A 24336-nucleotide genomic window follows, 5' to 3' on the forward strand; every position below is an offset into this window, starting at 1 on the left:
AGCATGCGTTTGCGCTCTCTCCCCCGAGCGGGCACGGGGGAGAGGGCTCATTTTTCACTGCGGTTTCCACTCGAAGGTCAGCATCAGCGCGCGGCCCTTCTTGAAATCGCGCGTGGTTTCCGGACCCTGCGTGTAGCGCACGGCCGGATCGAGCAGGTTGCGCAGCCGCAGCTTCATCGACCAGTCCTCGCCGAGCGCGCGGCGGTATTGGAAATCGAGCTGGCGGAAGGCTTCCTCGTAAATGTCCGGCTGACCTGCGACGCCGACCGCGGCGATGCGCCGGCCCGACACGTTGTAGAGGAGCGTGGCTTCGCTGGAATCGTCGCCGGCCTGATGGCCGATCTGCAGGTTCGCGACGTACGGCGACTGGCCCTGCATCGGCCGATTCAGGTTGGTCTGGAAACTCGCGTCGAGCGGATCGAGCTGGATCCTGGATTTGATGCGCGCGTAGTTGAAGCCGACCGACCAGTTCGCCCAGTCGCCGTGGATGTGGCGGAAACCCGGCCAGTCGGCGACGAATTCGAGCCCCTTGGACACGTCGAACTCGACACCGTAGTTGCGCGCGGACTGCGCGTTGTCGAGGCTCAGCAGGACGCCGCTGCCGGGCAGGCGCGTCTTCTCGATCGGATTCTCGAATTCCTTGAGGAATGCGCCGATCGAGATGGTTTCGACCGGCGAGAAGTAGTACTCCCAGCGCAGGTCGTAGTTGCGGATGCTCGCCGAGACGAGTTCCGGATTGCCGACGACCTGGACGTCGAGCAGCGGATCGAGGTACGGCGCCGGCGACAGCTCGCGGAAATCGGGACGCGACAGCGTCTTGGAGTAGCTCGCACGCACTTGCGCGTCGTCGCTGTAGGACCACGTGAACGCCGCGGCGGGCAGGGTCGAGCGCGTGTCCTCGCCGGCGACGACCGGCGGCGCATCGGGGTTGGACAGCGAGAAGGTCGTGACGGCCTGGTCGTTCTTCTCGCGGCGCGCGCCGAGTGCAATGCGATACTTCTGCGCAATGTTCGCATCGAGGCCGAGGAAGAACGCGGTCAGGTCCTGGCGCGCGAAATAATTGTCGGTCGGCAGCGTCGACTCGGTCAGTACGAAGCCGTCCTCGCCGATGTGGCCAGGGCTCAGCACTTCGTCGATCGGCAGCGCGAGCACGGCCGGATCGCGCGCGAGCGGCCCTGCGGCGCTGAAGGAGAAACTGCGCAGACTCGCGTCGCGGCTGCGCTCCATGCGCTCGCCGCCGAAGGACAGGTCCAGCGTGGCGGAGTCGAAATCGAAGGGCAGCTTGCCCTTCAGCGTCAGGTCGCGCTGGTAGTCGGCGAGTTCGGCCCAGGTCATCTGGTTCGAGTCCGAGCGCTGCGAGAACGACAGCGAACCGTCGAGCGCGCGGTCGTAGCGGTAGCGGCGCGTGTCGGGCTCGTCGCGGTTCGCGCGGGCCCAGGTGTACTGCCAGTCGACCGACAGATCGTGCGCGCCCGGAAACACATGGTTGCCGCCGAGCTGCTGCGCGAACAGCTGGTTCTCGGTCCAGCGCAGTTCGGTGAAGCGCGCCTGCTGTTCGTCCTGGACGCCTTCGGAAATCTTCGTGCGGTCCTCGGTCTGGCGCAGCAGCACGCTGGTCGCATTGAAGCGGTGCTGCGGCGAGAGTTCGTAGCCGAGATTCAAGAAAGCAGAGAAATCCACATTGCGGCGCGTGTCGTCGATCGCGAGCGAGTCGGCCGGTTCGAGGCCGGCCGACGAGGCCTGGAACGTGCGGCGGATTTCCTCGTTGCGGTCCCAGCCCTGGTTGTAGCGCGTTGCGGCGGTGAAGCCGAGCTTGGATCCGTCGCCGAGCTCCCGGCGATTGCCGATCGCGGCCGAGAAGCCGAGATCCGGTGCGAGCGTCTCGCGCTTGACGTCGTAGCCGCCGGCGGCGACGTCTTCGCCGTAGCGCTCGAGTTCCGCCGGCGTCGCGCCGGTCGGATTCAGCGGCGTCTGCGGACGCAGGACGAGGCCGCCGGCCGTCGCGGCGGCAAGCGAATCCGGCAGTTCGCGCGTGCCGTCGTCGTCGCCGGTCCAGTCCTGTCCGCCGCCTTCGTAGGTATAGCCGTCCTTGAAGCTCGTGCCGTCCTGATAGCCCAGGGTGCCGTTGATGCGCACGAAGAACTTCGAGGGCACGTCGCGCGTGCGCAGCAGCACCGCGCCGCCGCCGAATTCGCCGGGCATGTCCGGCGTATAGCCCTTCTGCACGACAACGCCGTCGAGCAGGTCGGTCGGAAACAGATCGAGCGGGACGACGCGGCGCGTCGGGTCCGGACTCGGAATCGGTGCGCCGTTCAGCGCGACGCTGGAATAGCGTTCGCCGAGGCCGCGCACGTAGACGAAGCGGCCGTCGACGAGGGTCAGGCCGGTCACGCGCTTGAGCGTCGTCGCTGCATCGGAGTCGCCGGTGCGCGCGATCTGTTCGGCGCCGAGCGTTTCGGCGACGACGGGAGACGCGCGTTTCTCATCGAGATACAGCGCTTCGCCGCCCCGCTGATAGCTGCCGCGTACATTGACGCCGCCGAGCTTCTGCGTGCCATCGGCATCCGCCGCGACCGGCGCGGAAGCGACGGCCGCGTCGACGGCGACGCCCGAATCCGTCGCGGCGCCGGCCGCGCCGAGCACGAGCTTCGCTTCGGCGGTGCCGCCGCTGCGGACCTGCAGGCCGTCCTGGATCAGCAGATCGTAGCCGTCGGCCTGCGCGGTGAGGCCGAACTCGCCGGCCGGCACGGCGGCCTGGAAGCGACCCTCGGCATCGGTGACGAGCTCGTGCGTCACCGACTGCACGGCATCGGAAAGTCCCTGCACCGTGACGCGGACGCCCGCGAGCGGCTGGCCGCCGGCGAGAACCGCCTGGCCACGAATCAGACCCTGGCTTTGTGCCTGCGGCGAAGCCGCCGGCGACTGGGCAAATGCCGGCGAGGCGAGGCCGGCGGCAAGAAAGACGGAAAGAAGAGTGCGGCGCAGCGGCAGGCTCGGGTACGACATCGGCATTCCAGGCAGCAATGGCCGGCCATGCGGCCCGCGCCCGCAGTACCGCCCGGCGGGCTGCGCCAGAGACTGCCGGGTTCGGGCCCCCTGACGCGGCGCGGTCCAAGGGCGGGTGGAGCGGCGCAGCGTAGGCAGTGGGGATTGCGCTTCGGTGACGGCCGTGCGTCAGCGAAAAGTCAGCTGGCGCACCGGCCGCAGCCATCGTCAAGTCCCCGCGGCGAGGTTATGCACAGCGCTGAACGGTCTCGCCGGCTGGGTCCGGCAGAAATGCGACCGGCGTCGCTGATGCGCGGCAAGTCGTTGTTTTGGAACAATCTACGAAAAGGACTCCGCGTGATTTGTGCCGGACTAAATCGCGGCGCGGCCCACGCTGCCGCGGATTGCCCACAAACTTATCCACAAGGCCGTCAACAGCTCCGAGTTCGGAATCCGGTCAAGCGCTTGCTGCGGGCTTCTGTCGCGAGTGCGAGATAGCCGGGCCAAGTCGCCGTCGGTTAACGATTTATTGCAGCGCGTCAGCGCGCAAACCCGCATCCTGGCTTGGGTCGTGGAGCCGGGCCGACTACAATCGGCTCCTTTTCCCGTTTCGGGCCCCCCGTGAAAGACTTTCTCCGCGACCAGCTGCTGCAGGCGCTGGCAGCGCTGCAGCGTAGCGGCAGCGTGCCGGCCGACATTCCCACCGGCTTCGTCATCGAGCGCACGCGCAGCAAGGAACATGGCGACTTCGCGGCAAACGCCGCGCTGCTGATGTCCAAGCCCGCCGGAATGAAGCCGCGCGATCTCGCGCAGGCGCTGGTCGCCGCACTGCCCGCCTCGCCGCAGGTCGCAAAGGTCGAGATCGCCGGTCCCGGCTTCATCAATTTCTTCCTGAGCCCGGCAGCGTATCGCGCCGAGGTGCGCAGCATCCTCGAGATCGGCGAGGCCTACGGCCGCAGCACCGCCGGCGAGGGACGCAAGGTCCAGATCGAATTCGTATCGGCCAATCCGACCGGCCCGCTGCACGTCGGCCATGGCCGCGGCGCTGCCGTCGGCGACTGCCTCGCGCGATTGCTGCAGGCCACCGGCTGGGACGTCACGCGCGAGTTCTACTACAACGACGCCGGCCAGCAGATCGCGAACCTCGCGCTGTCGACGCAGGCGCGTGCGCGCGGCCTGGCTCCCGACGACGAGGGCTGGCCGACGGACGGCTATCGCGGCGACTACATCGCGGAGGTTGCGCGCGCCTATCTTGCCGGCGAAACCGTGCACGCCGACGGCCACGATGTGGTCGGTGCGAAAGACCCCGACGACCTCGATGCGATCCGCCGCTTCGCCGTGGCCGCGCTGCGCCGCGAACAGGATCTCGACCTGCGCGCGTTCGGCGTGACCTTCGATGTCTATTACCTCGAATCGTCGCTGTATACCGAGGGCAAGGTCGACGACACCGTCGACAAGCTGATCGCCGCCGGCCATACCTACGAACAGGACGGCGCGCTCTGGCTGCGCACGACCGAGTTCGGCGACGACAGGGACCGCGTCATGCGCAAGGCGCAGGGCGGCTATACCTACTTCCTGCCCGACATCGCCTATCACGTGACGAAGTGGCAGCGCGGCTTCGGCCGCGTCATCAACGAGCAGGGCGCCGATCATCATTCGACCGTGATGCGCGTGCGCGCCGGCCTGCAGGCACTCGACATGGGCATCCCGAAGGGCTGGCCCGAGTACGTGCTGCATCAGATGGTCACCGTCATGCGCGGCGGCGTGGAAGTGAAGCTGTCCAAGCGCGCCGGCAGCTACGTGACGCTGCGCGATCTCATCGACGAGGTCGGCCGCGACGCGACACGCTGGTTCCTCGTCGGCCGCAAGCCCGATTCGCAGCTGACGTTCGACATCGACCTCGCGCGCTCGCGCGTCCGCGAGAATCCGGTCTATTACGTGCAGTACACGCATGCGCGCATCTGCCGCGTGCGCGAGCGCTTCGGCGAACAGGGCTGGACCTGGGACCGCAACAACGGTCTCGCTTCGCTCCACCGGCTCGACACGGAGTACGACCAGGACATGATGGTCGCGCTCGCGCGCTACCCCGAAGTGGTCGAGATCGCCGCGAAGAATCTCGAACCGCATCTGGTCGCGACCTATCTGACCGAACTCGCGTCGGCGTTCCACACGTGGTACGACAACAGCCACATCCTGGTCGAGGACGCGGACCTGCGCGATGCGCGCTTCGCGCTCGCCGACGCGGTACGCACCGTCGTCGCGAACGGTCTGGATCTGCTCGGGGTCGATGCGCCCGAGAGCATGTAAGGCAGGAGCAAGAACACGATGGCTGGCAAGCGCAAGCAAGCAACGCGTACCGGAACGGCGACCGCGGCCTGGCCGGCCTGGGTCTGGCTCGCCCTCGGCGTGCTGCTCGGGCTCGGCTTCGCGACCCTGATGCTGCTGCAGGGCTGGGCTCCGACGCTGCGCAAGCCGAACTCGCCGCAACCCAATCCGCAGGCGACCGCGCCGAAGGCCAGCGAACCGGCCGTCGCCGACGAGGCGAAGAAGCCTGCGACGAAGAAGAATTACGAGTTCTATTCGGTGCTGCCCGAAATGGAGGTCGTGATTCCGGACACCGAACTCAGCGCGAAGGCGCGCGCCGAACAGCAGCGCCAGCAGGCCGCCGCGCAGAATCCGGCCGCGGCCGGCACACCGCCGCCAGAGCCCTCGGTCTCGGCGAGCGGTGCGCGCTACATCCTGCAGGCCGGTTCGTATCCCGATCCGAAGGCGGCCGAGGAACTCAAGGCCAAGCTCGCGCTGTCGGGCTTCGTCGCCCGCGTGCAGTCGGTCAACGTCAATGGCAAGACCTGGCACCGCGTCCGCGTCGGTCCGTACAGCAGCGCGAGCGACGTGGAAACCGCGAAGGCGGCGCTGTCGGAAGCGGGCGTCAACGCGATTGCGCTGAAGGACGCCGGGGAGTAGCAGGAACAGGCAGGTTGGGCTTCGCCTGCGGCTCAGCCCAACCTGCACGCATTCACCACTTGTATCGAACCGTATATGTGACTTTCGCTTCGCCGTCGGCCGGAATGTCGATCGGGAAGTCGATCGTCGCGGCGTCGCGCTTGACGAATTCGCGGTTCTTCGCCGTGATCGTCCAGCCGCTCCAGCGGTAGAGGTATTCGCGCGCGATCACGCGCGCCGCGGTCTTCTTGCGGTTGCGCACGGTGACTTCGATCGACTCGTCGATGGTCTTGGCTGTCGTGTCGATGTTGAACGACACCTGCTTGCGCTCGCCGACGACGTCGAACGCCGTGCCGAGCTTGATGCGCAGCGTTTCGTTGCGCGGCGTGTGCTTGATGACGTCTTCGCCGATGAATTCGAGCGTGCCGTCGACCGAGGCCTGATTCACGCGCACGCGCCCCGCGGGAAGCGGCATGCCGAGCTTGTTCGCTTCCTTGTTCTCGAATTCGAGAAATGCGCCGACCGTGCCTTCGTTGGTCGCGCCGTAGCCCTGGTCGGAAATCGGCGCGGCCCAGTAGCTCCACGGCTGCGGCGAGGCGGTGAACACGAGCTGCTTGGTGCAGCCGGCCTTGCTCGCCGTGGGGAACAGTTCGAGCTGCTTGGTCGAATTGTCGGGCAGGTCGCTGCGCCGGCCGAGCGTATACAAGTGGTATTCGAACAACGACGATTCCTTGAAGCCTTCGTCCATCGGCGCTTCCGCGGCCGCGACCATGGACTTCATGCGCATCATCGGCGCGGGAGCGGGCGCCGGCGCGCGATTCACCTCGCCGGCGACGAGCTTGAGCTGCGCCTGCGGGTAGCTCGCGCCGGACTGGTTCACGATCGTCACCCAGGCCGACAGGTCCATGTCGCAGCCGCCGTCGTTCTCGCGCAATGTGATGTTGTAGTCCGACCACCAGGTCATGCCCTGGGTCTGATAGCTCACGCGCGTGTCGTGCGCACCCGCCTGTTTCGCGTTGACGAGCCAGACCAGCGTCGGCCGGGTGATGAGTCCGCCCGGCAGGCTCGGGAACAGCACGTTGCTGTAGGTGCCGATGCTGACGACTTCGCCCGAATCGCGCTGCAGGATCAGCGTGCCGTCTGCGGCGGAGAGCAACGTGCCACTGATGCGTTCGAGCGTGTCGCCGCGCTGCTGCTCGACCGTGATCGCCGCACCGACATAGCGCTCGAGCAGCTTGTCGCGATTGACGAGGTCGAACTGGTAGTTCTGCTCGACGACGCGCGTGCCGGCCGGGTCGGTCAGCGACTCGAACGCGACCGTCGTCGGATCGATGCGCTTGGCGACGTCGGTAAAGCGCAGCACACCGCTGCCGGATTGCAGGGTCATCTTGCGGCCGTCGCGCACGAGCGCATAGCCCGGCAATGCAGGCCCGTAGTTGGCGAGGCTTTCGGTGCTGACCTGGCCCGGCTGGGCCGAGCTATAGACCGTCAGCGAGTAATCGGGCGTGTCGGCGGCGAGCGCGGCAGTGGTCATGGCGGCAGCGATTCCTGTGGCGAGCAAGGTGCGCATGAAAGGACTCCGATGTCAGGTGACGCGTCGAACGGCGATGCTTGTGAAGCAGGGTTACGGGAAGAAGGAAATAGAGGGAGCAGGTAGGAACCCGAGGGGAAGCGCAGTTCTCGGTTTACTACCTCCTTTTCACTGGTTGTTGTCCTGCGGTTCTTCCGCAAGTCCGTCGTCGCCGAGCAGCCCCCGGCTCTGTTCGCTGTCCAGCGACTCGACGCTGCGCAGCTTGCGCTCGATCGCGCGCGTGCGCACGCCGGCGGCGTCGATGCTGTTGCGCACCGAGTCGAGCTGGTTGCGGGTCTTCTCGAGCACGACGCCGAACTTGCCGAACTCGGTCTTCACGGCGCCCAGCAGCAGCCAGACCTCGCTCGATCGCTTCTCGATCGCGAGCGTGCGGAACCCCATCTGCAGGCTGTTCAACGTCGCGCTCAGCGTCGTCGGACCGGTCACGACGACGCGCAGGTCGCGCTGCAGTGCCTCGAACAGGCCGGGGCGGCGGATGATTTCCGCGTACAGACCCTCGGTCGGCAGGAACATGATCGCGAATTCGGTCGTCGCGGGTACCGAAATGTATTTATCGCGAATGCTGCGTGCCGCCTCGCGCACGCGGCGTTCGAGCGCCGCAGCGGCCGCGGCGGCGCCGTCGGCGTCGGCACGTTCCTGCGCATCGAGCAGGCGTTCGTAGTCCTCGCGCGGAAACTTCGCGTCGATCGGCAGCCAGACCGGCGCATCGCTGGTGCTGCCGGGCAGCCGGATCGCGAACTCGACGCGTTCGGTCGATCCCGGCACGGTCGCGATGTTGCTCGCGTACTGGTCGATCGTCAGCAGCTGCTCGAGCAGCGCGGCGAGCTGCACTTCGCCGAGCATGCCGCGCGTCTTGACGTTGCCGAGCACGCGTTTCAGGTCGCCGACGCCCTGCGCGAGCCCTTGCATCTCGCCGAGGCCGCGATGGACCTGCTCGAGCCGCTCGGACACGAGCTTGAACGATTCGCCGAGCCGGGTCTCCAGCGTCGCATGCAGCTTCTCGTCGACGGTCACGCGCATCGCATCGAGCTGCTTCGCGTTGTCCGCCTGGAGTTCCTTCAGGCGTGTCTCGAGCGTGCCGCGGACTTCGGCCAGGCGCAGCTGGCTGTGCTCGCCCTGTTCCTGCAGGCCCTGGCGCAGCAGGTCGCCGAAGCGGGTCAGCGACAGCGCACTCTCCTCGCGCGAACGCCGGGCATCTTCCTGCAACGCCTGGCGCAGCGCTTCGAGACGCTGGTCGTTGCGCTGCGCGCCCAGCTCGATGCGCTGGCCGAAGTCCTCGATGCGACTGTGCTGCTGCTGCGCGAGCTGGGCGAACTGCGTCTGCACGGCGTCGCGCAGTAAATCCAGTCGCTGCGATTGCTCGAGGCGGTCGGCGCGTTGTTCGTCGCGCAAGGCGCGCTCGAGCCGCGAACCGTCGTCGCGCAGGTCGCCGAGCATGGCGCGCAGCGGCTCGAGCAGGTCGCTGCGGCTGCGGCGCAGCAGCAGCAGCTGCAATACGAGCAGCAGAAGGAGCATGACGAGAGCGGCGAGGACGAGCAGTTCGAGCAGCGACATGAGCGAGATGGAAAGCGACGGCGATGCCGTCGAGTGTAGCCGCTGGGGGACCGCCGACCGTCCGCCGCGGCGCCCAAACGGCGCGCACAAAAAGAAACGGCGGCCCTCGCGAGCCGCCGCCTCATCCCCATTGCACCGTGTACCGCCAACACCCCAGACCGTTCGCCCGCTGCCCGAACCCCGTCGGCCGCGGACTGCGGAAGGACCGTCGTCGCAAACGCCGACGTGACCTTCGGCACTCCCTGGGCCTGAACGTAGTCAAAACGTTAAGACGCGTCAATAAGCAGTGCAGCGAAGCGGGCTCGGCACCGGACCCGGCACGCCCGGCTCAGCCGGCCGGTTGCAGCACCGATACGTCGGCGACCTGCAGGAACTGCTGACGCAGTTCGCGCAGCAGGCGCAGGCGGTTCGCGCGCACGGCCGCGTCGTCGACCATGACCATCACGTCATTGAAGAAGGCATCGACCGGGCCGCGCAGCTCGCCGAGCTCGCGCAGCAGCGTCACGTACTTGCGTTCGTGCGCGAACGACGCCGTGCGCGACTGCGCCGACATCAGCGCGGCGACGAGATCGCTCTCGGCACCCGCGGCGACGAACTGCGGATCGATGCCGCCGCCGGCGATGTCGCCGGCCTGGCGCAGGATGTTCGCGATGCGCTTGTTCGCCGCGGCCAGCGATTCGGCCTCGGGCAGCGCCGCGAAGGCGGCGACGGCGCGCACGCGCGCGTCGAAGTCGCCGAGGTCGGCCGGGTTCAGCGCGCGCACGGCCTCGAAGCGGTCGGCGCCGATGCCCGCGTCGGCGTAATAGCCACGCAGGCGGTCGACGATGAACTCATAGAGTTCGTTCGCAAGTTCCGCTCGACGTGCACCCGGGTCGAGCGCGGGCGTCTTGCCGTCCTTGCCCTTGGGCAGTCCGGCCGCGAGCGCGGCTTCGGGCAACTGCGCGAGCGCTTCGGCGAGGAGCGGCGGCAGTTCGATCGCGATCCCGCTTTCGATCAAGGTGCGTGCGAGGCCGAGCGCGGCACGGCGCAACGCGAACGGATCCTTGTTGCCGCTGGGCTTGAGTCCGACTGCGAAGATGCCGCAGAGCGTGTCGACGCGTTCGGCGATCGCGAGCACCTGGCCGACGCGTTCGCGCGCGATGCCGTCGCCGGCATAGCGCGGCTTGTAGAACTCGTCGAGCGCGAGCGCGACCTCGGCGGACTCGCCGTTCGCCGCGGCGTAGTAGCGGCCCATGACGCCCTGCAGTTCCGGAAACTCGCCGACCATGCGCGTCATCAGATCGCATTTGGCCAGCGCCGCCGCGCGCGTGGCCCGTGCGGCGTCGACACCGACGCGATTGGCGATCGTGCGCGCGAGTTCGCCGACGCGGACGACCTTGTCGAACACCGATCCGAGTTGCTGCTGGTAGGTCACGTTCTTCAGTGTTTCCAGCTGCGCGGCCAGCGGCGTCTTCAGGTCTTCGTCGTAGAAGAAGCGCGCGTCGGCGAAGCGCGGACGGATCACGCGTTCGTAGCCTTTGCGAATTTCGCGCGGATCGCGGCTGTCGATATTCGCGACGCCGATGAAGTGCCGCGTGAGCCGGCCCGCGTCGTCGACGACGGACACGAACTTCTGGTTCGTCTCCATCGTCATGATGAGCGCTTCCTGCGGCACGCGCAGGAAATCCTCGTCGAATGCGCAGGCGATCGCGACCGGCCACTCCGTCAGGTTCGCGATTTCCTCGAGCAGTGCGTCGCCGAGCTGGGTGCGGCCGCCGGTTTCGCCGGCGGCGCGCGCGACTTCGGCGCGGATGCGTTCGCGGCGCTCGGCCGGGTCGGCAAGCACGCGTGCGGCGCGGAGCGTCTCGAGCCAGCCGTTCGCGTCGGCGATCGTCACGGCTTCGTTGTGATGGAAGCGATGGCCGCGCGACGCGCGGCCGCTGCGCAGACCGAGCACCTGCGCGTCGATGACGCGGTCGCCGTGCAGAATCACGAGCCAGTGCGCGGGACGCACGAACGCGTAGTCGTGATCGCCCCAGCGCATGGGCTTGGGGATCGGCAAGGCCTTCAGCGATTCGCTGATGACGTCCGGCAGCAGCGTCGCGAGCGGTTGACCGGCTTGTTCGCTGCGGAACACGTACCAGGCGCCCTTGTCGGTTTCGAGCTTCTGCAACTGATCGACCGTCGTGCCGCACGATGCGGCAAAACCGGTCAGGGCCTTGCTTGGCTGGCCGTCGGCGCCGAACGCGGCGTTCGCCGCAGGGCCGCGGCGTTCGATGGTCTGGTCGGGCTGCGCCCCGGCCACGGCCGGCAGCAGCACGGCGAGGCGGCGCGGCGTGCAGTACACCCGGGCGGAATCCGCGGCGATCGCGAAGCCGCGTTTGTTCAATCCGTCGATCACACCGGCGGCGAAGGCCTGAGCGAGTTCGTCGACGGTACGCGTCGGCAGTTCTTCCGTGCCGACTTCGATCAGCAGCGCCTGATCAGCCATGCGCCTTCTCCTGGCGATTCTTCAGTCCCGGGAAGCCGAGCTTCTCGCGCTGGGCGAAATACGCTTCGGCAACGGCGCGCGCGAGCGTGCGCACGCGCAGGATGTAGCGCTGGCGCTCGGTCACGCTGATCGCGCGACGGGCGTCGAGCAGGTTGAAACTGTGCGAGGCCTTGCAAACCTGTTCGTAGGCCGGCAGCGGCAGCTGCGCATCGATGAGCTTCTTCGCTTCGCCTTCGCAGACATCGAACCAGTGCAGCAGCTCGGTCACGTTCGCGTGTTCGAAGTTGTACGTCGACTGCTCGACTTCGTTCTGGTGGAACACGTCGCCGTAAGTGACCACGCCGTGCGGCGCAACCGTCCAGACAAGGTCGTAGACGTTGTCGACGTTCTGCAGGTACATGGCGAGGCGCTCGAGGCCGTAGGTGATCTCGCCGGTGACGGGCCGGCACTCGAGGCCGCCGGCCTGCTGGAAATAGGTGAACTGCGTGACTTCCATGCCGTTGAGCCAGACTTCCCAGCCCAGACCCCATGCGCCCAGCGTCGGCGATTCCCAGTTGTCCTCGACGAAGCGCAGGTCGTGGGTCAGCGGGTCGAGGCCGAGCGCGCGCAGCGAGCCGATATACAAGTCCAGAATGTTGTCCGGGTTCGGCTTCAGCACGACCTGATACTGATAGTAGTGCTGCAGCCGGTTCGGGTTCTCGCCGTAGCGTCCGTCGGTCGGCCGTCGCGAGGGCTGCACGTAGGCCGCCGCCCAGGGTTCGGGACCGAGCGCCCGCAGGAACGTGGCCGGGTGGAACGTGCCGGCGCCCACCTCGGTATCGAACGGCTGAATCAGCACACAGCCCTGTTCCGCCCAGTAGCGGTTCAGAGTCCGGATCACGTCCTGGAACGTGGGCGAAGGCGTGGACATGGCGTGGCTCACGAAAGGCGTACGGTAAAGCGCGCTAGTATAGCCAGCGCTCTGCCGTACTACAGGAATCGTCATGGCCACACAGCCCCAGCGTCCCGTCGCGGTCATCGCTCCTGCCCCGGCGGTCGCGCCGGCGCCGGCCCGGCTCGGGTTGCACGGCCGGCTCGAACTCGACGAAACGCTGATGGTCCTCGTGCAGGACGGCGTGCTGGCCGCCGACGACGCGCGCCGCATCCGCGCGGACTCGCGCAGTACCAAGGAAAAGCTCGCGCTGCATCCGCTCGTGCTCGTGGCCAATGCCAAGGCCGTCGACCAGCGCAACGCCGGCAAGCCGCTGAGCCTCGAAACCCTGACGCAATGGCTCGCCGACAAGGCCGGCCTGCCTTACCTGCGCATCGATCCGATGAAGATCGACGTGGCCAGCGTCACCCAGGTGATCTCGCACCAATACGCCGCCCGCTACAAGATTCTTCCGGTGGCCGTTGCATCGGACAAAGTCACGATCGCATCGGCCGAACCGTTCGACACGCGCTGGGTGCACGACCTCGGCCATATCCTGCGTCGCGAGATCGAGCGCGTCGTGTCGAGTCCGCTCGACGTCAATCGTTACCTCACCGAATTCTTCGGCGTGCAGCGCTCGATCCAGCGCGCGAAGGACGCCAAGGGCGAGAGCGGCTACGACCCGTCGAAGCTGCTGAACTTCGAGCAATTGCTGGAGCTCGGCAAGGCCGGCGACATCGGCGCCGACGATCGCCACGTTGTCCACATTGTCGATTGGCTGCTGCAATACGCGCTCGACCAGCGCGCCTCGGACATCCATCTCGAACCACGCCGCGACGCGGGCAATATCCGCTTTCGCATCGACGGCAACATGATCAAGGTATTCGAGTTCCCGCCGCCGGTCATGACGGCGGTGACCGCGCGTATCAAGATCCTCGGTCGCATGGATCTGGCCGAGAAACGCCGCCCGCAGGACGGCCGTATCAAGACGCGGTCTCCCGGCGGGCGCGAAGTCGAACTGCGCCTGTCGACGATGCCGACGGCGTTCGGCGAGAAGATCGTCATGCGCATCTTCGATCCGGACATCGTCGTCAAGGAATTCCGCCAGATCGGTTTTTCGATGGACGAGGAGAATCTCTGGCGCGCGATGGTGGAACGGCCGCACGGCATCGTGCTCGTGACGGGTCCCACCGGTTCGGGCAAGACGACGACGCTGTACTCGACGCTGAAGCATCTGGCGACGCCGGACCTCAACGTCTGCACGGTCGAAGACCCGATCGAAATGGTCAGCCCGGAATTCAACCAGATGCAGGTGCAGCCGGCGATCGACCTCGATTTCGCCGCAGGCGTGCGCACGCTGCTGCGGCAGGATCCCGACATCATCATGGTCGGCGAAATCCGCGATCTGGAAACCGCGCAGATGGCCGTGCAGGCGTCGCTGACCGGCCACCTCGTGCTGTCGACGCTGCACACGAACGACGCACCGACCGCGGTCACGCGTCTGCTCGATCTCGGCGTGCCGCACTATCTCATCCAGTCGACGCTGACCGGCGTCGTCGCACAGCGCCTCATTCGCACGCTTTGTCCACATTGCAAAATTCCGCTCGCGGTCGATGCGCGGGCCTGGGACGCGCTGACGCACCGCTGGAATCTCGCCCTGCCGGAACGCACGCAGGGACCGGTCGGCTGCCTGGAATGCCGCAACACCGGCTTCCTCGGCCGTACGGGCATCTACGAGATGATGCGCGTCACGCCGAAGCTGCGGCAGCTGATCCAGGCCGATACGGATCTCGTGAAATTCAGCGAAGCCGCGCTCGCCGACGGCATGCGTCCGCTGCGCATCTCCGCCGCGGCGCAGGTGGCGCGCGGCGTCACGACGGTTGCCGAAGTCATGACCGTGCTGCCGCCGGTCGATTGATCGTGAGGCGCGTCCTCGTTCTGCAGACCGGCACGACCTTGCCGCAGGTCGCCGCGCGTCACGGCGACTTCGCCGCGTGGTTCATGCGTGCGGCCGGGCTGTCCCGGCACGATGTCGAGGTCGCACGCGTCGATCGCGGCGATCCGTTGCCTGCGGCGAATCGTTTCTCGGCCGTCCTCGTGACCGGCTCGGCCAGCATGGTGACCGAGCGCGAAGGCTGGAGCGAGCACACGGCCGAGTGGTTGGCCGCGGCCGTGCAGACTGCTGCAGCGCCGCTGCTCGGCGTCTGCTATGGCCATCAGCTGCTCGCGCACGGGTTGGGCGGCCGGGTCGACTGGAATCCGCGCGGCCGCCAGATCGGCACCAAGCGGCTTGCGACTGCGCCGGCCGCGACTGGCGACCCGCTGTTTTCGGGCATTGCGGAGTTCCGCGCGCAGACTACGCACCAGCAGTCGGTGGTCGTACCGCCGTCAGGCGCGCAGGTATTGGCTCATTCGTCCCTCGATCCGCATCAGGCGCTGCGCTTTGGTCCGCGTGCCTGGGGCTTTCAGTTCCACCCCGAGTTCAGCGCCGGCATCATGGCGGGCTACATCCGCGGCCGCGCAGACCGGCTGGCCGGTGAAGGGGTCGACCCCGCCCTGCTGCTGCGCGAATGCGGCCCCGCGCCGCGCGCCCGCAGCCTGTTGCGGCGCTTCGTGCGGCTCTCGCGTGAAGGACAGATCTGACCCTTGCTGCGTTTCGAACCGAGTAGCAATGTTCCGTATTCGACTTTGGTCGAATGTGGTCCTGAGGGTTATTCCAAATCCGAAATGCGGATAACCCTGATTTTTGAGTTCTGAAAAAACAAACGCCGCACGGCGGCGGCGTTTGGAGCGGTGGCGACCGATACAGTCGCCGATCGCGGAAATCGCGGGGCGCTTACTTGCGGCCCTTGCCGCCTTTACGCAGGCCGGCCAGCGGATCCGGCAGCTTGAGACCGCCCAGATAATCGTTGATCGCTTCGTTCGTGACATCGTACAGCGGACGGCCCATCACGGCCGCTGCTGCCTTGAGGCTGTCGCGCATGCGCTTGGAAACGCGCAGGCTGGCGTCGCGAGTATCTTCGTCAACAGCGGCTGCTGCGGCGGACTTTTTCATGATCTTCACCCTGAGTTAAGAAGTGCTGCTACGTGTACTGCGGGAATAGTATACGTGGCAGGTGCATGAAAAATACGCGACAGCGCCGCGGCGCTTGTTACGAATTGTAAATCTCAATCGCGCGTGAGCCGATCGGAAGCCCGTTTACGGGGTGACGATTTTCGGGGGCGCTTTGGAGACGCTCAGGTATCGGCGCCGTGCGATGCCGTGGGACGCGTGGCGATGGCACGGGCCGCGATAATACCGATTTCGTACAACAGACACATGGGAATTGCGAGCATGACCTGCGACACGACGTCCGGCGGCGTCAGTATGGCCGCCACGACGAAGGCGCCGACGACGACGTAGCCGCGGCTTTCCGTGAGCTGCGCCGGCGTCACCCAGCCCAGAGCGACCAGGATCACGACCGCGACGGGAACCTCGAAACACAGTCCGAACGCGAAAAAGATAACCAAAACAAAATCGAGATATTTCCCAATGTCCGTCATCATCGCGACGCCTTCGGGCGTGATCTTCGCGAGGAACGAGAACACCATCGGCAGGACGAGAAAATAGGCGAACGCCCCGCCGAGATAGAACAGGAATACGCTCGAGACGAGCAGCGGCAGGCCGAGGCGTTTTTCGTGGCGATACAGCCCCGGCGCGACGAAAGCCCAGAGCTGATACAGCACGACGGGCATCGCGACGACGAGTGCCGTACAGAAGGCGAGTTTCAGCGGCGTGAAAAACGGTGAGGCGACTTCGATGGCGACGAGCTGGCCGCCGGCCGGTAGATTGCGCAGCAACGGTTCGGCGAGCCAGGCATAAAGCTTGTTTGCGAACGGAAGCAGGCACAGCAGTACCGCGCCGACCGCGAGCACCGCCCTCAGCAGGCGCGAGCGCAATTCGACGAGGTGGGAAAAAAACGAGGCTTCTTCGCCGGGGTCCTGCTCAGTTGCGCTCATCGAGCTTCCTGCCCAGATCTTCGGTACTCTCGCGGACCTGTTCGGTGGTTTCGCGGAATTGCTCGGCCGCATTGCGCAGGTCGTCGCGCGGGTCGGCCGCGGCTGCGGCGTCGCGCATGCTGCGTTTGAGTTCCTCGGCGGCGAGTTCGCGTTCGACTTCGCTGCGAACGTTCGCCCAACTGTTGCGCGCGCGACGCAGCAGCGCGCCTACGGTGCGTGCGGCGCCGGGCAGGCGCTCGGGGCCCAGTACGATCAGCGCAACGACGCCGATCAGCACGAACTCGCTGAAACCGATATCGAACATCGTTCGGCGTTATTCGGCTTTTTCGCGCTTGGCTTCGCTGGCGGCCTTCTCGGCTTCGGGCGCCGGGTCGGCCTTGAGCTTCGGCGCTTCTTCGTCGCCCTGCAGGCCTTTCTTGAAGTCGCGCATCGCGCTGCCGAGATCGCCGCCCATGTTGCGCAGACGCTTCGTGCCGAACACGAGCACGACGATGAGCAGAACGATCAACCAGTGCCAAAGGCTAAAACTACCCATTACCCCACTCCTGCAGATGAGTCGCGTCGCCGGAAATGGCGAAGCGCGACAGTGTAGCCGCGCTTTGCGTTGGGGTCATGACTGGCCACGCTCACTCGGCTGATTGCGCAGTGTACTCCTCGAGGCGATCGCGGAAATCGACCACGACTTCCGGCACATTGCCGACGCCGCCTTCAAAAATGCGCCGCGGCGTGACGCCGTCGCCGAACACGGCCTGATTGGAATCGTGGTCGATCGCGAGCACGGAACCGTCGAGCGCGACGCCCGCAAACAGGCCGCGCGCTCGCGAATAAGAATAGATCTCGGCCTTGAGCTGCGCGTCGGTCGACGCCTGGGCGGAGCGGCCGACCGGACCGGCGGCCGCGGAGGCGTCGGCGCCCAGCGTGAACTTGCCGTGGACGATGGAATCGACGCCGCGCTGGCTGCGGAACACGAGCACGACATCGGTCGACTGGACGCCGGCCTGGAAGCCGACACTGCCGCCGGTCATCGTGATGAAGCTCGGATTCGACCAGGTGCCGTCGGTGCCGCGTACCGTGATGAGGCCGTGGCCGCGACGTCCACCGACGATGAGGCCGGCTTTGATGACATCGGGAATCACGGCTACCGCGTGCGCTTCGCGCAGCAGGTTGGTCGGGATGCGCCGATCGGGCGCCTGCATGATTTCGTCGAGTACGCGTGTCGCTTCGCGCGCGCGTTTGGCCTCGCTCTCGCCGGCACTGGCGCCGAACGCGCTCAGCAGGCAGCCGATGAACAGCAGGGCGCGCAGTATCGGTCGGTTCACGGAAACCTCGGATCGGAAAGGAGGGGGTGCCGGACGCGCGGCATCGTGAAGCCATTGCCGACGCGACGACGCGCCGGCATGGTGTCCGTCTTCGAGGGAATAGGCGCTTAACGCAGCGGGCGGCGCAGGCCGAATGCGGCAAGCAGCGCGAGCAGGCCCGCGAGCAGGCCGTAGCCCGCCGGCGTGGCGGCCGGAACCGCCTGCGGCGTGACCGTGCCGGTCGGACACGGTGCCGGCGGCGCGATCGCGAATCCGAACAGCGGCACGCTGCGCAGATCTTCCGGCCCGGTGATGGGGCCGAGCAGCGTCATTGAACCGGTCGCCGGATCGAGGCGCGCGAGGTCGCTCCAGTCCGGCGGAAATGCGTTTGCGGCGGGCGGCGGCGGCGGGATGTAGCTGACTGCGGCCCAGAGCTGGCCGGAAGCATCGAAGGCCGGCCATACCGAGCTGATCTTGCTGCTCGCGATATTGAACGAGCCGATCGCCGTTGCAGCGCCCGTGGCCGTGTCCACTCGGAACAGCGACGGGTTTTCGTAGTCGCCCGTGCCGAACAGTTCGCGGCCTCGTGCCGCGAGCCCCGTAACGCGGGCGCCGGTCGGTCCGACGTAGGTCGTGAAACCGGTATTCGTGTCGACTTTCCAGAGTTTTCGCGCAACGCCGGACGCCAGCCATGCCGATCCGTCGCAGGTCACCGCATAGGACAGGTCGAGTGCGTCGAGGCGCTGCGGATCGCCCTGGCCGGCGAGGCCGAGGCTGCCGACATAGTTTGGCGAGGAATTCAGGAAATCGAGACGGAACAGCGATTTCGTATTGTCGGACGAGGCCAGCAACGCACCGTTCGGTGCATAGGCCAAGCCTTTGATGACGATGGGCTGGCCGGCGAACAGCCCGGTTTCGCCGAGCAATGTCGCTGTGCGCGTCGCGATGTCGACGCGATAGATCTGGTCATAAGCCGGTGCAATGGCGAACGGCTCCGCCGTGGCTGCGGTTGCAGCCAGCGAAGCAAACAGTGCCGCGGCGGCAGGGCGTGCGCGCAGGCTCATTGTCCACCGTCTTTTGTTATCGTTTCTGGTAATCGTCGGCCGCATCGGGCGCTGACACGGCGGAGCCAGTCTAAGCACGTTCCGGCCGGGCCACAAGGTCGCAAGAACGTCAGCCGGCCGGGTTTCGGCGGCGTACCCAACCATTCGGGACACCATGTTCGGAACCAGGCAGTACCACGCGGCGCCGCCCGCCGCGCAAACCGGCCACGGCGGCGTTGCCGTCGTACTCGTCAATCTCGGCACGCCGGCAGCCCCCACGACACCGGCGGTGCGTCGGTATCTCGCCCAGTTCCTGTCCGATCCCCGCGTCGTCGAGCAGCCGCGATGGTTGTGGTGGCCCGTGCTGCATGGCGTGATCCTGCGGCTGAGGCCGGTTCGGTCCGCTCATGCGTATGCGAGCGTCTGGATGCCGCAGGGTTCGCCGTTGCTCGTCCTCAGCGAGGCTCTCGCGCGGGCGCTCGATCGTCGCCTGCAGCGCGACACCGGCGGGCGCGTCCGGGTGCGCCTCGGCATGACCTACGGCGAACCCGCGCTGCCTCGTGTCGTGCGCGGCCTCGTCGACGAAGGTTTCCGGCGCCTGCTGTTCGTGCCGCTGTATCCGCAGTATTCCGCAACGTCGACGGGTGCCGCGCTCGACGCGCTGGCCGATACCGTCAAGTCGTTGCGCTGGCCTCCGGAGCTGCGAACGGTCGGCGACTATCACGCTCAGCCGGCACATATCGAAGCGCTGGCGCGCAGCGTCGAGCGTCATTGGGCGTCGCACGGACGCGGCGAACGGTTGCTGCTCTCGTTTCACGGCATCCCGCAGCGCTGTGTGGAATCCGGCGATCCCTATGCCGCACAGTGCCGGGCGACGGCGGCGCTGCTCGCGACGCGGCTCGGCCTCGACGACGCTGCGCTGATCGTGAGCTTCCAGTCGCGCGTGGGTCGCGAGGAATGGCTCAAGCCCTACACCGACGCGACGCTCGTCGAACTCGCGCGTTCCGGCGTGCGTTCGGTGCAGGTGCTGTGTCCCGGCTTCGCGGTCGACTGCCTCGAGACGCTCGAGGAAATCGCGGTCGAGAATCGCGAGCGGTTTCTGCGAGCCGGCGGCGAGCGCTACGAGTACATAGCCGCGTTGAACGACAGCGACGATCAGGTCGGCGCACTGGCTGCGCTGATACATCCGCACCTGCAGGGCTGGCCGGTGCCGGGCACCGCTTCAGGAGAGACTCCGCATGTCGCCGCATGACATCGCGATCGAGCTGCCGCATCTGACGCTCGCGGCGCGGCGCTGGGGCGAACCCGGACTGCCGCCGCTGCTTGCCGTGCATGGCTGGCTCGACAATGCGGCATCGTTCGACGCGCTGGCGCCGCTGCTGGCGACCCGCTTCGAAGTGACCGCGATCGACCTGCCCGGCCATGGACGCTCTGCGCACCGCCCGCCGGGCGCCTGGTATCACTACGTCGAATATCTGGCCGACCTGCAGGCGGTCGCGGCGGCACTGGGCTGGACGCGCTTTTCGCTGCTCGGTCATTCGCTGGGCGGCGCCGTGGCCAGCATCTTCGCCGCCGCGCAGCCCGATCGGGTCGAGCGGCTACTGCTCGTCGAATCGCTGGGGCCGCTGACGGCCGCGCCCGAACTCGCGCTGGAGCAGTTGCGTCGGGGGCTGAGTCAGCGTGCGGATTTCGCCGCGAAGTCGTTGCGCGTGTTTCCGGATTCCGCCACGGCGGTTCGTGCGCGGATGCTCGCGAACGACCTCGGCGAAGCCGCTGCCGCCGCGCTGGTCGAACGCGGCCTTGCGGCAGTGCCGGGCGGCTGGTCCTGGTCTAGCGATGCCCGCCTGACGCTGGCGTCGCCGTTGCGCTACACCGAGGCGCAGATCCAGAACATCCTCCGCGGCATCGCTGCGCCGACCTGCGTCGTGCTGGCCGATCCGGCGACGTCGTATCTGCCGACAGCGATGATGCAGGCGCGCGCTGACTGCGTGGTCGACATCGAAGTGCGTCGCCTGTCCGGCAACCATCACCTGCACATGGAGCATGCACAGGCCGTGGCTGCGCTATTCCACGCGTTTTGCGACCGCGCGGACGGGCCTACTGATCGATGAGCCGCGACAGCTCGGCCTTGAGCGCGTGTCCCTTTTCGCGCAGCCAGTCGCGCTGGCCTTTCCAGTCCGGGTAGAAGCTCGCGACGAGATTCCAGTAGCGCGGCGAGTGGTTGCGGATCTTCAAGTGACACAGCTCGTGCACGACCACGTACTTCAGCGCCGCCGGCGGAGCGAGCGCGAGCGCGAGATCGAGTGTCATGCAATCGCGCGTGTCGAGGCTGCCCCAGAGACTCTTGAGCGGGCGCACGCGCACTGCGACCGGCGAGGCCTGCAGTTCGGAGGTATAGCGCGCGAGCAGGCGCGACACGTCGCGGCGGATCTGCGCATCGAGGAACGATCGCAGCAGCGCGCGGGCCGCTGGCAGTGCGCGCTTGCCGTGCGTCTGCGGCAGGGTCAGCACGAGCTTGTCGCCTTCCTGCGCGATGCTCGGAAACGCGCCTTCGCGCCAGAGCATCTGGGTGGTTTCGCCGCGCAGCGGAATCAGCGTCGGTGCGCCCGGCAGCAGCGGCGGCGGGCCTGAAGCGTCGAGCTGCAACTGGTCGAGTTTGCGTTCGAGCCAGTCGACATGCTTGCGCAGGAACGCGAACACCTGAGCGGGGTGCGTGCCTTCGGGGTAGGACAGGCGGGCGCCGCTCGCGGTCACGGTCAGGCGCAGCCGGCGCGCCTGCGGGTGCGCCTTCTTGAGCACCTTGATCGTCTCGCCGTTGGGCGTCGACAGTTCGAGGTAGTGGTTGTCGTCCGGGGCCATGCCTGTTCCTTACCCAGCGGTCCGGCGCGGGCGACGGACGCGGTTCAAACGGACAATCCCTTGCCGGAGCCGGTTCCGTCGTCGCCGACCGAACCGGTTTCCTCGATTCTCGCCGTGCCGTGTTTCAGCGGTCTGTCGGACGCGGCAGGCGGAACCATTCATCGAGCTTGCGGAGCAGGCGCTCGACTTCGAGCGTCATCAGCGCCATGCGGGCATCGAGTTCCGCGGCGGCCGATTCGGCGTCGGTTTCGTTCAGCTCGTCGAGCACCTGGTCGAGGAAACGCAGCTTGCGGATGACGAGATCTTCGCCAAGCACGAAGCTGACGCGGTCATCGAAGGTCAGGCCGAGCTGAAACACCTGCTTGCCGGTCTTGAGGTGCTCGCGCACCTCGTCGGTTTCAAGGTCCTGACGGCGGCAGCGCACGATCGCACCGGATTCGGCCGGATCGCGCAGCTCACATTCGTCCGCCAGGACCAGACCGGCCGGTAGCTTGCCACTAACTACCCAGTCCGTCATCAAGGTCCGCGGCGACTCCTCGGGCGCCATCGGCGTGGCCGGGAAGGTGCCGGTCGCCTCGCGCAATTCCGACAGCACCTCCTCGGCCGACTTGCGGCTCGACGTGTCGACGACGAGCCAGCCGTTCTTGAGATCGAGATAGGCCAGCATGCGGAACGGCTTCACGAACGCACGCGGAAGGAAGTCGGTCAGGATCTCGTCCTTCATGCGCTTGCGCTCTTTCGCGCCGACGCGCCGGCCCTGTTCTTCGTTGATCTTCTGCAGTCGGGCCGACAATTCCTCGTTGACTACCGAGCCCGGCAGTAGTTTGTCCTCGCCGCCGAGCGCCACGAGCGTGTACGGCCCGACCTTGTGCACGAGCGCGTCCGCATTGCGACCGTGCGGCGAGACGAAGCCGCGCGTGGACTGCTCGAGCGGGCCGCACGGGCGAAACCGCTTTTCGTCGAGATGGGTTTCGAGTTCGGCCAGGGATTCGGCCATGGCTTCGGAGAAGCGGAACAGCGTCAGATTGCGGAAGAACATGAAACCCCGAGGGGTGGGTCCTGGCCCACCGGTAAGTGAGTAGAGCGGAACGGGCTGCGGCAGGCGAGGCTAGCCGGCCTCGGTCTCATTTGCTGCGTCGGCGGGCTCGCCGCGCAGCCAGTCGCCGGCACTGGCACGCAGCTCGCTGCGGCTGCCGAGCGCGGCGAAGTCGAACAGCGTGCGGTCGGCAAGTTGAGACGGCGATATGTCGCCGATCGCGCGGAACACGTTCTCGACGCGTCCCGGGAACTGACGGTCCCAGTCGGCCAGCATGGCCTTGATCGCCTTGCGCTGCAGATTTTCCTGCGAGCCGCAGAGATTGCACGGCATGATCGGGAACGCCTTCGCTGCCGCGTAGTCGGCGATGTCGCCCTCGCGGCAGTACGCGAGCGGGCGAATGACCACGTTGCGGCCGTCGTCCGAGCGCAGCTTCGGCGGCATGGCCTTGAGCTTGGCCTGGTGAAACAGGTTCAGAAACAGCGTCTCGACGATGTCGTCGCGGTGATGGCCGAGCGCGATCTTCGTAAAGCCTTCGGCCGCGGCATGGTCGTAGAGGTTGCCGCGCCGCAGGCGCGAGCAGAGGCTGCACATCGTGCGGCCTTCCGGTATCACGCGCTTGACGACGCTGTAGGTGTCCTGCTCGAGAATCGTATGCGGCATGCCGATCGATTCGAGATAACCGGGCAGCGTCCGCGCATCGTAGCCGGGCTGCTTCTGATCGAGATGCACCGCGTGCAGTTCGAACGATACCGGCGCCTTGGCCTGCAGCTGGCGCAGCAGATCGAGCAGCGTGTACGAATCCTTGCCGCCCGACAGGCACACCATGACGCGGTCGCCGTCTTCGATCATGTGGAAATCGGCGATCGCCTGGCCGACCTGGCGGCGCAGCCGCTTGGCCAGCTTGTTGGCGTTGATTTCCTGCTTGCGGACGGCGGCAATGCTCATGGGCGGGACGGCAGACGTGAACCGCCATTGTAGCAGCGCATCCGCCGCGAGCCGTCCGCGGACTACGAGCCGCCGCCGAAGCCCGCTACACTCGGTCGACTCTGAACGCCGCGCGACGATGCACCAGGATCCTGCCGAAATCACGCGTCAGCTGATCGAGCTGCGCATCGAACACCGCGATCTCGACGCGGCTATCGGCCGCCTGTCGGCCGACAACGCAAGCGACGAGCTGCAGCTCAAGCGCCTCAAGAAGCGCAAGCTGCGGCTCAAGGACATGATCGCGTACCTCGAGAACCAGCTGATCCCCGATCAGCCGGCCTGAGTTGCGAGTCGCGGCTGCGTCGCCGCGTGCGGCAGCCCGAGCGCGATCGAAGCGAGTGCGGCGAGCGCCAGCAGCCAGCCGTAGTGCACCTGGCCGACGAGTTCGAGCGGCGACGCTTTCGCGATCGACGCAGCCAGCAGGATCTGAGCCCCGTAGGGCAGCACGCTCTGCGTCACGCAGGCAAACACGTCGAGGAGGCTCGCGCTGCGCGCCGGGCTCACGCCGTGGCGTTCGGCAATCTCGCGCGCTGTGCTGCCGCTGATCAACAGCGCGACGGTGTTGTTGGCCGTGAATACATCGGTCAACGTCGAAACGGCGGCCAGCGACAGTTCGCCGCTGCGCCGGCCCTGACCGCCGGCCAGCGCCGCGACGCGCGCG

General features: G+C 66.9%; 21 protein-coding genes and 1 pseudogene. 7 read left to right on the top strand and 15 right to left on the bottom strand.

The genetic code is table 11. The annotated features are described in order from the left end of the window. Positions 1-54: 54 nt before the first annotated feature. Complete coding sequence (locus VLF18_RS15310; RefSeq protein WP_325280503.1) at positions 55-3006, bottom strand: TonB-dependent receptor; 2952 nt, start codon at positions 3004-3006, stop codon at positions 55-57. A gap of 600 nt (positions 3007-3606) precedes the next feature. On the opposite strand from VLF18_RS15310, the gene argS reads away from it, so the two are divergent. Together argS and VLF18_RS15320 are read left to right on the top strand one after the other, a co-directional pair. Further along, entirely contained in the window at positions 3607-5292 is a 1686-nt protein-coding gene (gene argS / locus VLF18_RS15315; protein WP_325280504.1) for an arginine--tRNA ligase, read from the top strand. 18 nt (positions 5293-5310) lie between these two features. Beyond that, complete coding sequence (locus VLF18_RS15320; RefSeq protein WP_325280505.1) at positions 5311-5949, top strand: SPOR domain-containing protein; 639 nt, start codon at positions 5311-5313, stop codon at positions 5947-5949. Between the two features lie 52 nt (positions 5950-6001). Here the strand turns inward: VLF18_RS15320 and VLF18_RS15325 are convergent, their stop codons facing one another. The 4 genes from VLF18_RS15325 to glyQ form a co-directional block, all read right to left on the bottom strand. Beyond that, positions 6002-7462 carry a hypothetical protein gene (locus VLF18_RS15325; protein WP_325280506.1) on the bottom strand — a complete coding sequence of 487 codons (1461 nt, stop codon included), beginning with the start codon at positions 7460-7462 and terminating at the stop codon, positions 6002-6004. A gap of 165 nt (positions 7463-7627) precedes the next feature. Continuing rightward, on the bottom strand, positions 7628-9073 hold the full coding sequence (gene rmuC, locus VLF18_RS15330; protein WP_325280507.1) for a DNA recombination protein RmuC: 1446 nt from the start codon (positions 9071-9073) through the stop codon (positions 7628-7630). A 328-nt stretch (positions 9074-9401) separates the two neighbouring features. Then, a complete protein-coding gene (glyS, locus tag VLF18_RS15335; protein ID WP_325280508.1) occupies positions 9402-11543 on the bottom strand; it encodes a glycine--tRNA ligase subunit beta in 2142 nt (713 codons plus the stop codon). After that, a complete protein-coding gene (gene glyQ, locus VLF18_RS15340; protein WP_325280509.1) occupies positions 11536-12453 on the bottom strand; it encodes a glycine--tRNA ligase subunit alpha in 918 nt (305 codons plus the stop codon). Before glyQ ends, glyS begins: the two co-directional genes overlap by 8 nt. Positions 12454-12526: 73 nt before the next feature. Between glyQ and VLF18_RS15345 the strand changes: the two genes are divergently transcribed. Continuing rightward, positions 12527-14371: a GspE/PulE family protein gene (locus VLF18_RS15345; protein ID WP_325280510.1), complete on the top strand. Its 1845-nt coding sequence runs from the start codon at positions 12527-12529 to the stop codon at positions 14369-14371. A 2-nt stretch (positions 14372-14373) separates the two neighbouring features. Then, positions 14374-15096, top strand: coding sequence for a glutamine amidotransferase (locus tag VLF18_RS15350; RefSeq protein ID WP_325280511.1), 723 nt, complete (start codon positions 14374-14376; stop codon positions 15094-15096). A 193-nt stretch (positions 15097-15289) separates the two neighbouring features. Here VLF18_RS15350 and VLF18_RS15355 read toward each other — a convergent pair whose 3' ends face one another. The 6 genes from VLF18_RS15355 to VLF18_RS15380 all read right to left on the bottom strand — a co-directional run bounded on the left by VLF18_RS15355 (position 15290) and on the right by VLF18_RS15380 (position 18814). Next, positions 15290-15508 carry a hypothetical protein gene (locus VLF18_RS15355; protein WP_133821598.1) on the bottom strand — a complete coding sequence of 73 codons (219 nt, stop codon included), beginning with the start codon at positions 15506-15508 and terminating at the stop codon, positions 15290-15292. 182 nt (positions 15509-15690) lie between these two features. After that, a complete protein-coding gene (gene tatC, locus VLF18_RS15360; protein ID WP_325280522.1) occupies positions 15691-16452 on the bottom strand; it encodes a twin-arginine translocase subunit TatC in 762 nt (253 codons plus the stop codon). Next, positions 16439-16756 (bottom strand): Sec-independent protein translocase protein TatB, encoded by a 318-nt coding sequence (tatB, locus tag VLF18_RS15365; RefSeq protein ID WP_325280512.1) that lies wholly within the window; start codon positions 16754-16756, stop codon positions 16439-16441. The genes tatC and tatB overlap by 14 nt, the downstream gene beginning before the upstream one ends. Before the next feature lie 9 nt (positions 16757-16765). Beyond that, complete coding sequence (tatA, locus tag VLF18_RS15370; RefSeq protein ID WP_325280513.1) at positions 16766-16987, bottom strand: Sec-independent protein translocase subunit TatA; 222 nt, start codon at positions 16985-16987, stop codon at positions 16766-16768. Positions 16988-17078: 91 nt separating this feature from the next. Then, a complete protein-coding gene (locus tag VLF18_RS15375; protein WP_414717232.1) occupies positions 17079-17771 on the bottom strand; it encodes a lipid-binding SYLF domain-containing protein in 693 nt (230 codons plus the stop codon). Between the two features lie 107 nt (positions 17772-17878). Continuing rightward, entirely contained in the window at positions 17879-18814 is a 936-nt protein-coding gene (locus VLF18_RS15380) for a hypothetical protein (protein ID WP_325280514.1), read from the bottom strand. A gap of 154 nt (positions 18815-18968) precedes the next feature. Between VLF18_RS15380 and hemH the strand changes: the two genes are divergently transcribed. Both hemH and VLF18_RS15390 read left to right on the top strand, forming a co-directional pair. After that, positions 18969-20045 (top strand): ferrochelatase, encoded by a 1077-nt coding sequence (gene hemH, locus VLF18_RS15385; protein ID WP_325280515.1) that lies wholly within the window; start codon positions 18969-18971, stop codon positions 20043-20045. Beyond that, positions 20032-20904, top strand: coding sequence for an alpha/beta fold hydrolase (locus VLF18_RS15390; protein ID WP_325280516.1), 873 nt, complete (start codon positions 20032-20034; stop codon positions 20902-20904). The genes hemH and VLF18_RS15390 overlap by 14 nt, the downstream gene beginning before the upstream one ends. Here VLF18_RS15390 and VLF18_RS15395 read toward each other — a convergent pair. The 3 genes from VLF18_RS15395 to ttcA all read right to left on the bottom strand — a co-directional run bounded on the left by VLF18_RS15395 (position 20891) and on the right by ttcA (position 23636). Continuing rightward, complete coding sequence (locus VLF18_RS15395) at positions 20891-21652, bottom strand: M48 family metallopeptidase (RefSeq protein ID WP_325280517.1); 762 nt, start codon at positions 21650-21652, stop codon at positions 20891-20893. The two genes, VLF18_RS15390 and VLF18_RS15395, sit on opposite strands and share 14 nt — an antisense overlap. A gap of 124 nt (positions 21653-21776) precedes the next feature. Then, positions 21777-22691: a recombination-associated protein RdgC gene (locus VLF18_RS15400; RefSeq protein WP_325280518.1), complete on the bottom strand. Its 915-nt coding sequence runs from the start codon at positions 22689-22691 to the stop codon at positions 21777-21779. A gap of 69 nt (positions 22692-22760) precedes the next feature. After that, the gene (ttcA, locus tag VLF18_RS15405; protein ID WP_325280519.1) at positions 22761-23636 is read right to left on the bottom strand and encodes a tRNA 2-thiocytidine(32) synthetase TtcA; all 876 of its coding nucleotides are present in this window, start codon (positions 23634-23636) and stop codon (positions 22761-22763) included. A gap of 118 nt (positions 23637-23754) precedes the next feature. Between ttcA and VLF18_RS15410 the strand changes: the two genes are divergently transcribed. After that, positions 23755-23958: a YdcH family protein gene (locus VLF18_RS15410; RefSeq protein WP_325280520.1), complete on the top strand. Its 204-nt coding sequence runs from the start codon at positions 23755-23757 to the stop codon at positions 23956-23958. Here the strand turns inward: VLF18_RS15410 and VLF18_RS15415 are convergent. Then, a pseudogene (locus VLF18_RS15415) lies at positions 23946-24336 on the bottom strand (hypothetical protein); the annotation flags it as partial. The gene VLF18_RS15410 and the pseudogene VLF18_RS15415 sit on opposite strands and share 13 nt — an antisense overlap.

It is taken from the genome of Tahibacter sp., assembly GCF_035481375.1.
Taxonomy (GTDB): domain Bacteria; phylum Pseudomonadota; class Gammaproteobacteria; order Xanthomonadales; family Rhodanobacteraceae; genus Tahibacter.

What these genes read in the sequence shown, in the direction of transcription:
- VLF18_RS15310 (WP_325280503.1), bottom strand. Translation starts at nt 3,006, where the DNA reads ATGTCGTACCCGAGCCTGCCGCTGCGCCGCACTCTTCTTTCCGTCTTT.
- VLF18_RS15320 (WP_325280505.1), top strand. Translation starts at nt 5,311, where the DNA reads ATGGCTGGCAAGCGCAAGCAAGCAACGCGTACCGGAACGGCGACCGCG.
- VLF18_RS15325 (WP_325280506.1), bottom strand. Translation starts at nt 7,462, where the DNA reads ATGACCACTGCCGCGCTCGCCGCCGACACGCCCGATTACTCGCTGACG.
- rmuC (WP_325280507.1), bottom strand. Translation starts at nt 9,073, where the DNA reads ATGTCGCTGCTCGAACTGCTCGTCCTCGCCGCTCTCGTCATGCTCCTT.
- glyS (WP_325280508.1), bottom strand. Translation starts at nt 11,543, where the DNA reads ATGGCTGATCAGGCGCTGCTGATCGAAGTCGGCACGGAAGAACTGCCG.
- glyQ (WP_325280509.1), bottom strand. Translation starts at nt 12,453, where the DNA reads ATGTCCACGCCTTCGCCCACGTTCCAGGACGTGATCCGGACTCTGAAC.
- VLF18_RS15345 (WP_325280510.1), top strand. Translation starts at nt 12,527, where the DNA reads ATGGCCACACAGCCCCAGCGTCCCGTCGCGGTCATCGCTCCTGCCCCG.
- VLF18_RS15355 (WP_133821598.1), bottom strand. Translation starts at nt 15,508, where the DNA reads ATGAAAAAGTCCGCCGCAGCAGCCGCTGTTGACGAAGATACTCGCGAC.
- tatC (WP_325280522.1), bottom strand. Translation starts at nt 16,452, where the DNA reads ATGAGCGCAACTGAGCAGGACCCCGGCGAAGAAGCCTCGTTTTTTTCC.
- tatB (WP_325280512.1), bottom strand. Translation starts at nt 16,756, where the DNA reads ATGTTCGATATCGGTTTCAGCGAGTTCGTGCTGATCGGCGTCGTTGCG.
- tatA (WP_325280513.1), bottom strand. Translation starts at nt 16,987, where the DNA reads ATGGGTAGTTTTAGCCTTTGGCACTGGTTGATCGTTCTGCTCATCGTC.
- VLF18_RS15380 (WP_325280514.1), bottom strand. Translation starts at nt 18,814, where the DNA reads ATGAGCCTGCGCGCACGCCCTGCCGCCGCGGCACTGTTTGCTTCGCTG.
- hemH (WP_325280515.1), top strand. Translation starts at nt 18,969, where the DNA reads ATGTTCGGAACCAGGCAGTACCACGCGGCGCCGCCCGCCGCGCAAACC.
- VLF18_RS15390 (WP_325280516.1), top strand. Translation starts at nt 20,032, where the DNA reads ATGTCGCCGCATGACATCGCGATCGAGCTGCCGCATCTGACGCTCGCG.
- VLF18_RS15395 (WP_325280517.1), bottom strand. Translation starts at nt 21,652, where the DNA reads ATGGCCCCGGACGACAACCACTACCTCGAACTGTCGACGCCCAACGGC.
- VLF18_RS15400 (WP_325280518.1), bottom strand. Translation starts at nt 22,691, where the DNA reads ATGTTCTTCCGCAATCTGACGCTGTTCCGCTTCTCCGAAGCCATGGCC.
- ttcA (WP_325280519.1), bottom strand. Translation starts at nt 23,636, where the DNA reads ATGAGCATTGCCGCCGTCCGCAAGCAGGAAATCAACGCCAACAAGCTG.
- VLF18_RS15410 (WP_325280520.1), top strand. Translation starts at nt 23,755, where the DNA reads ATGCACCAGGATCCTGCCGAAATCACGCGTCAGCTGATCGAGCTGCGC.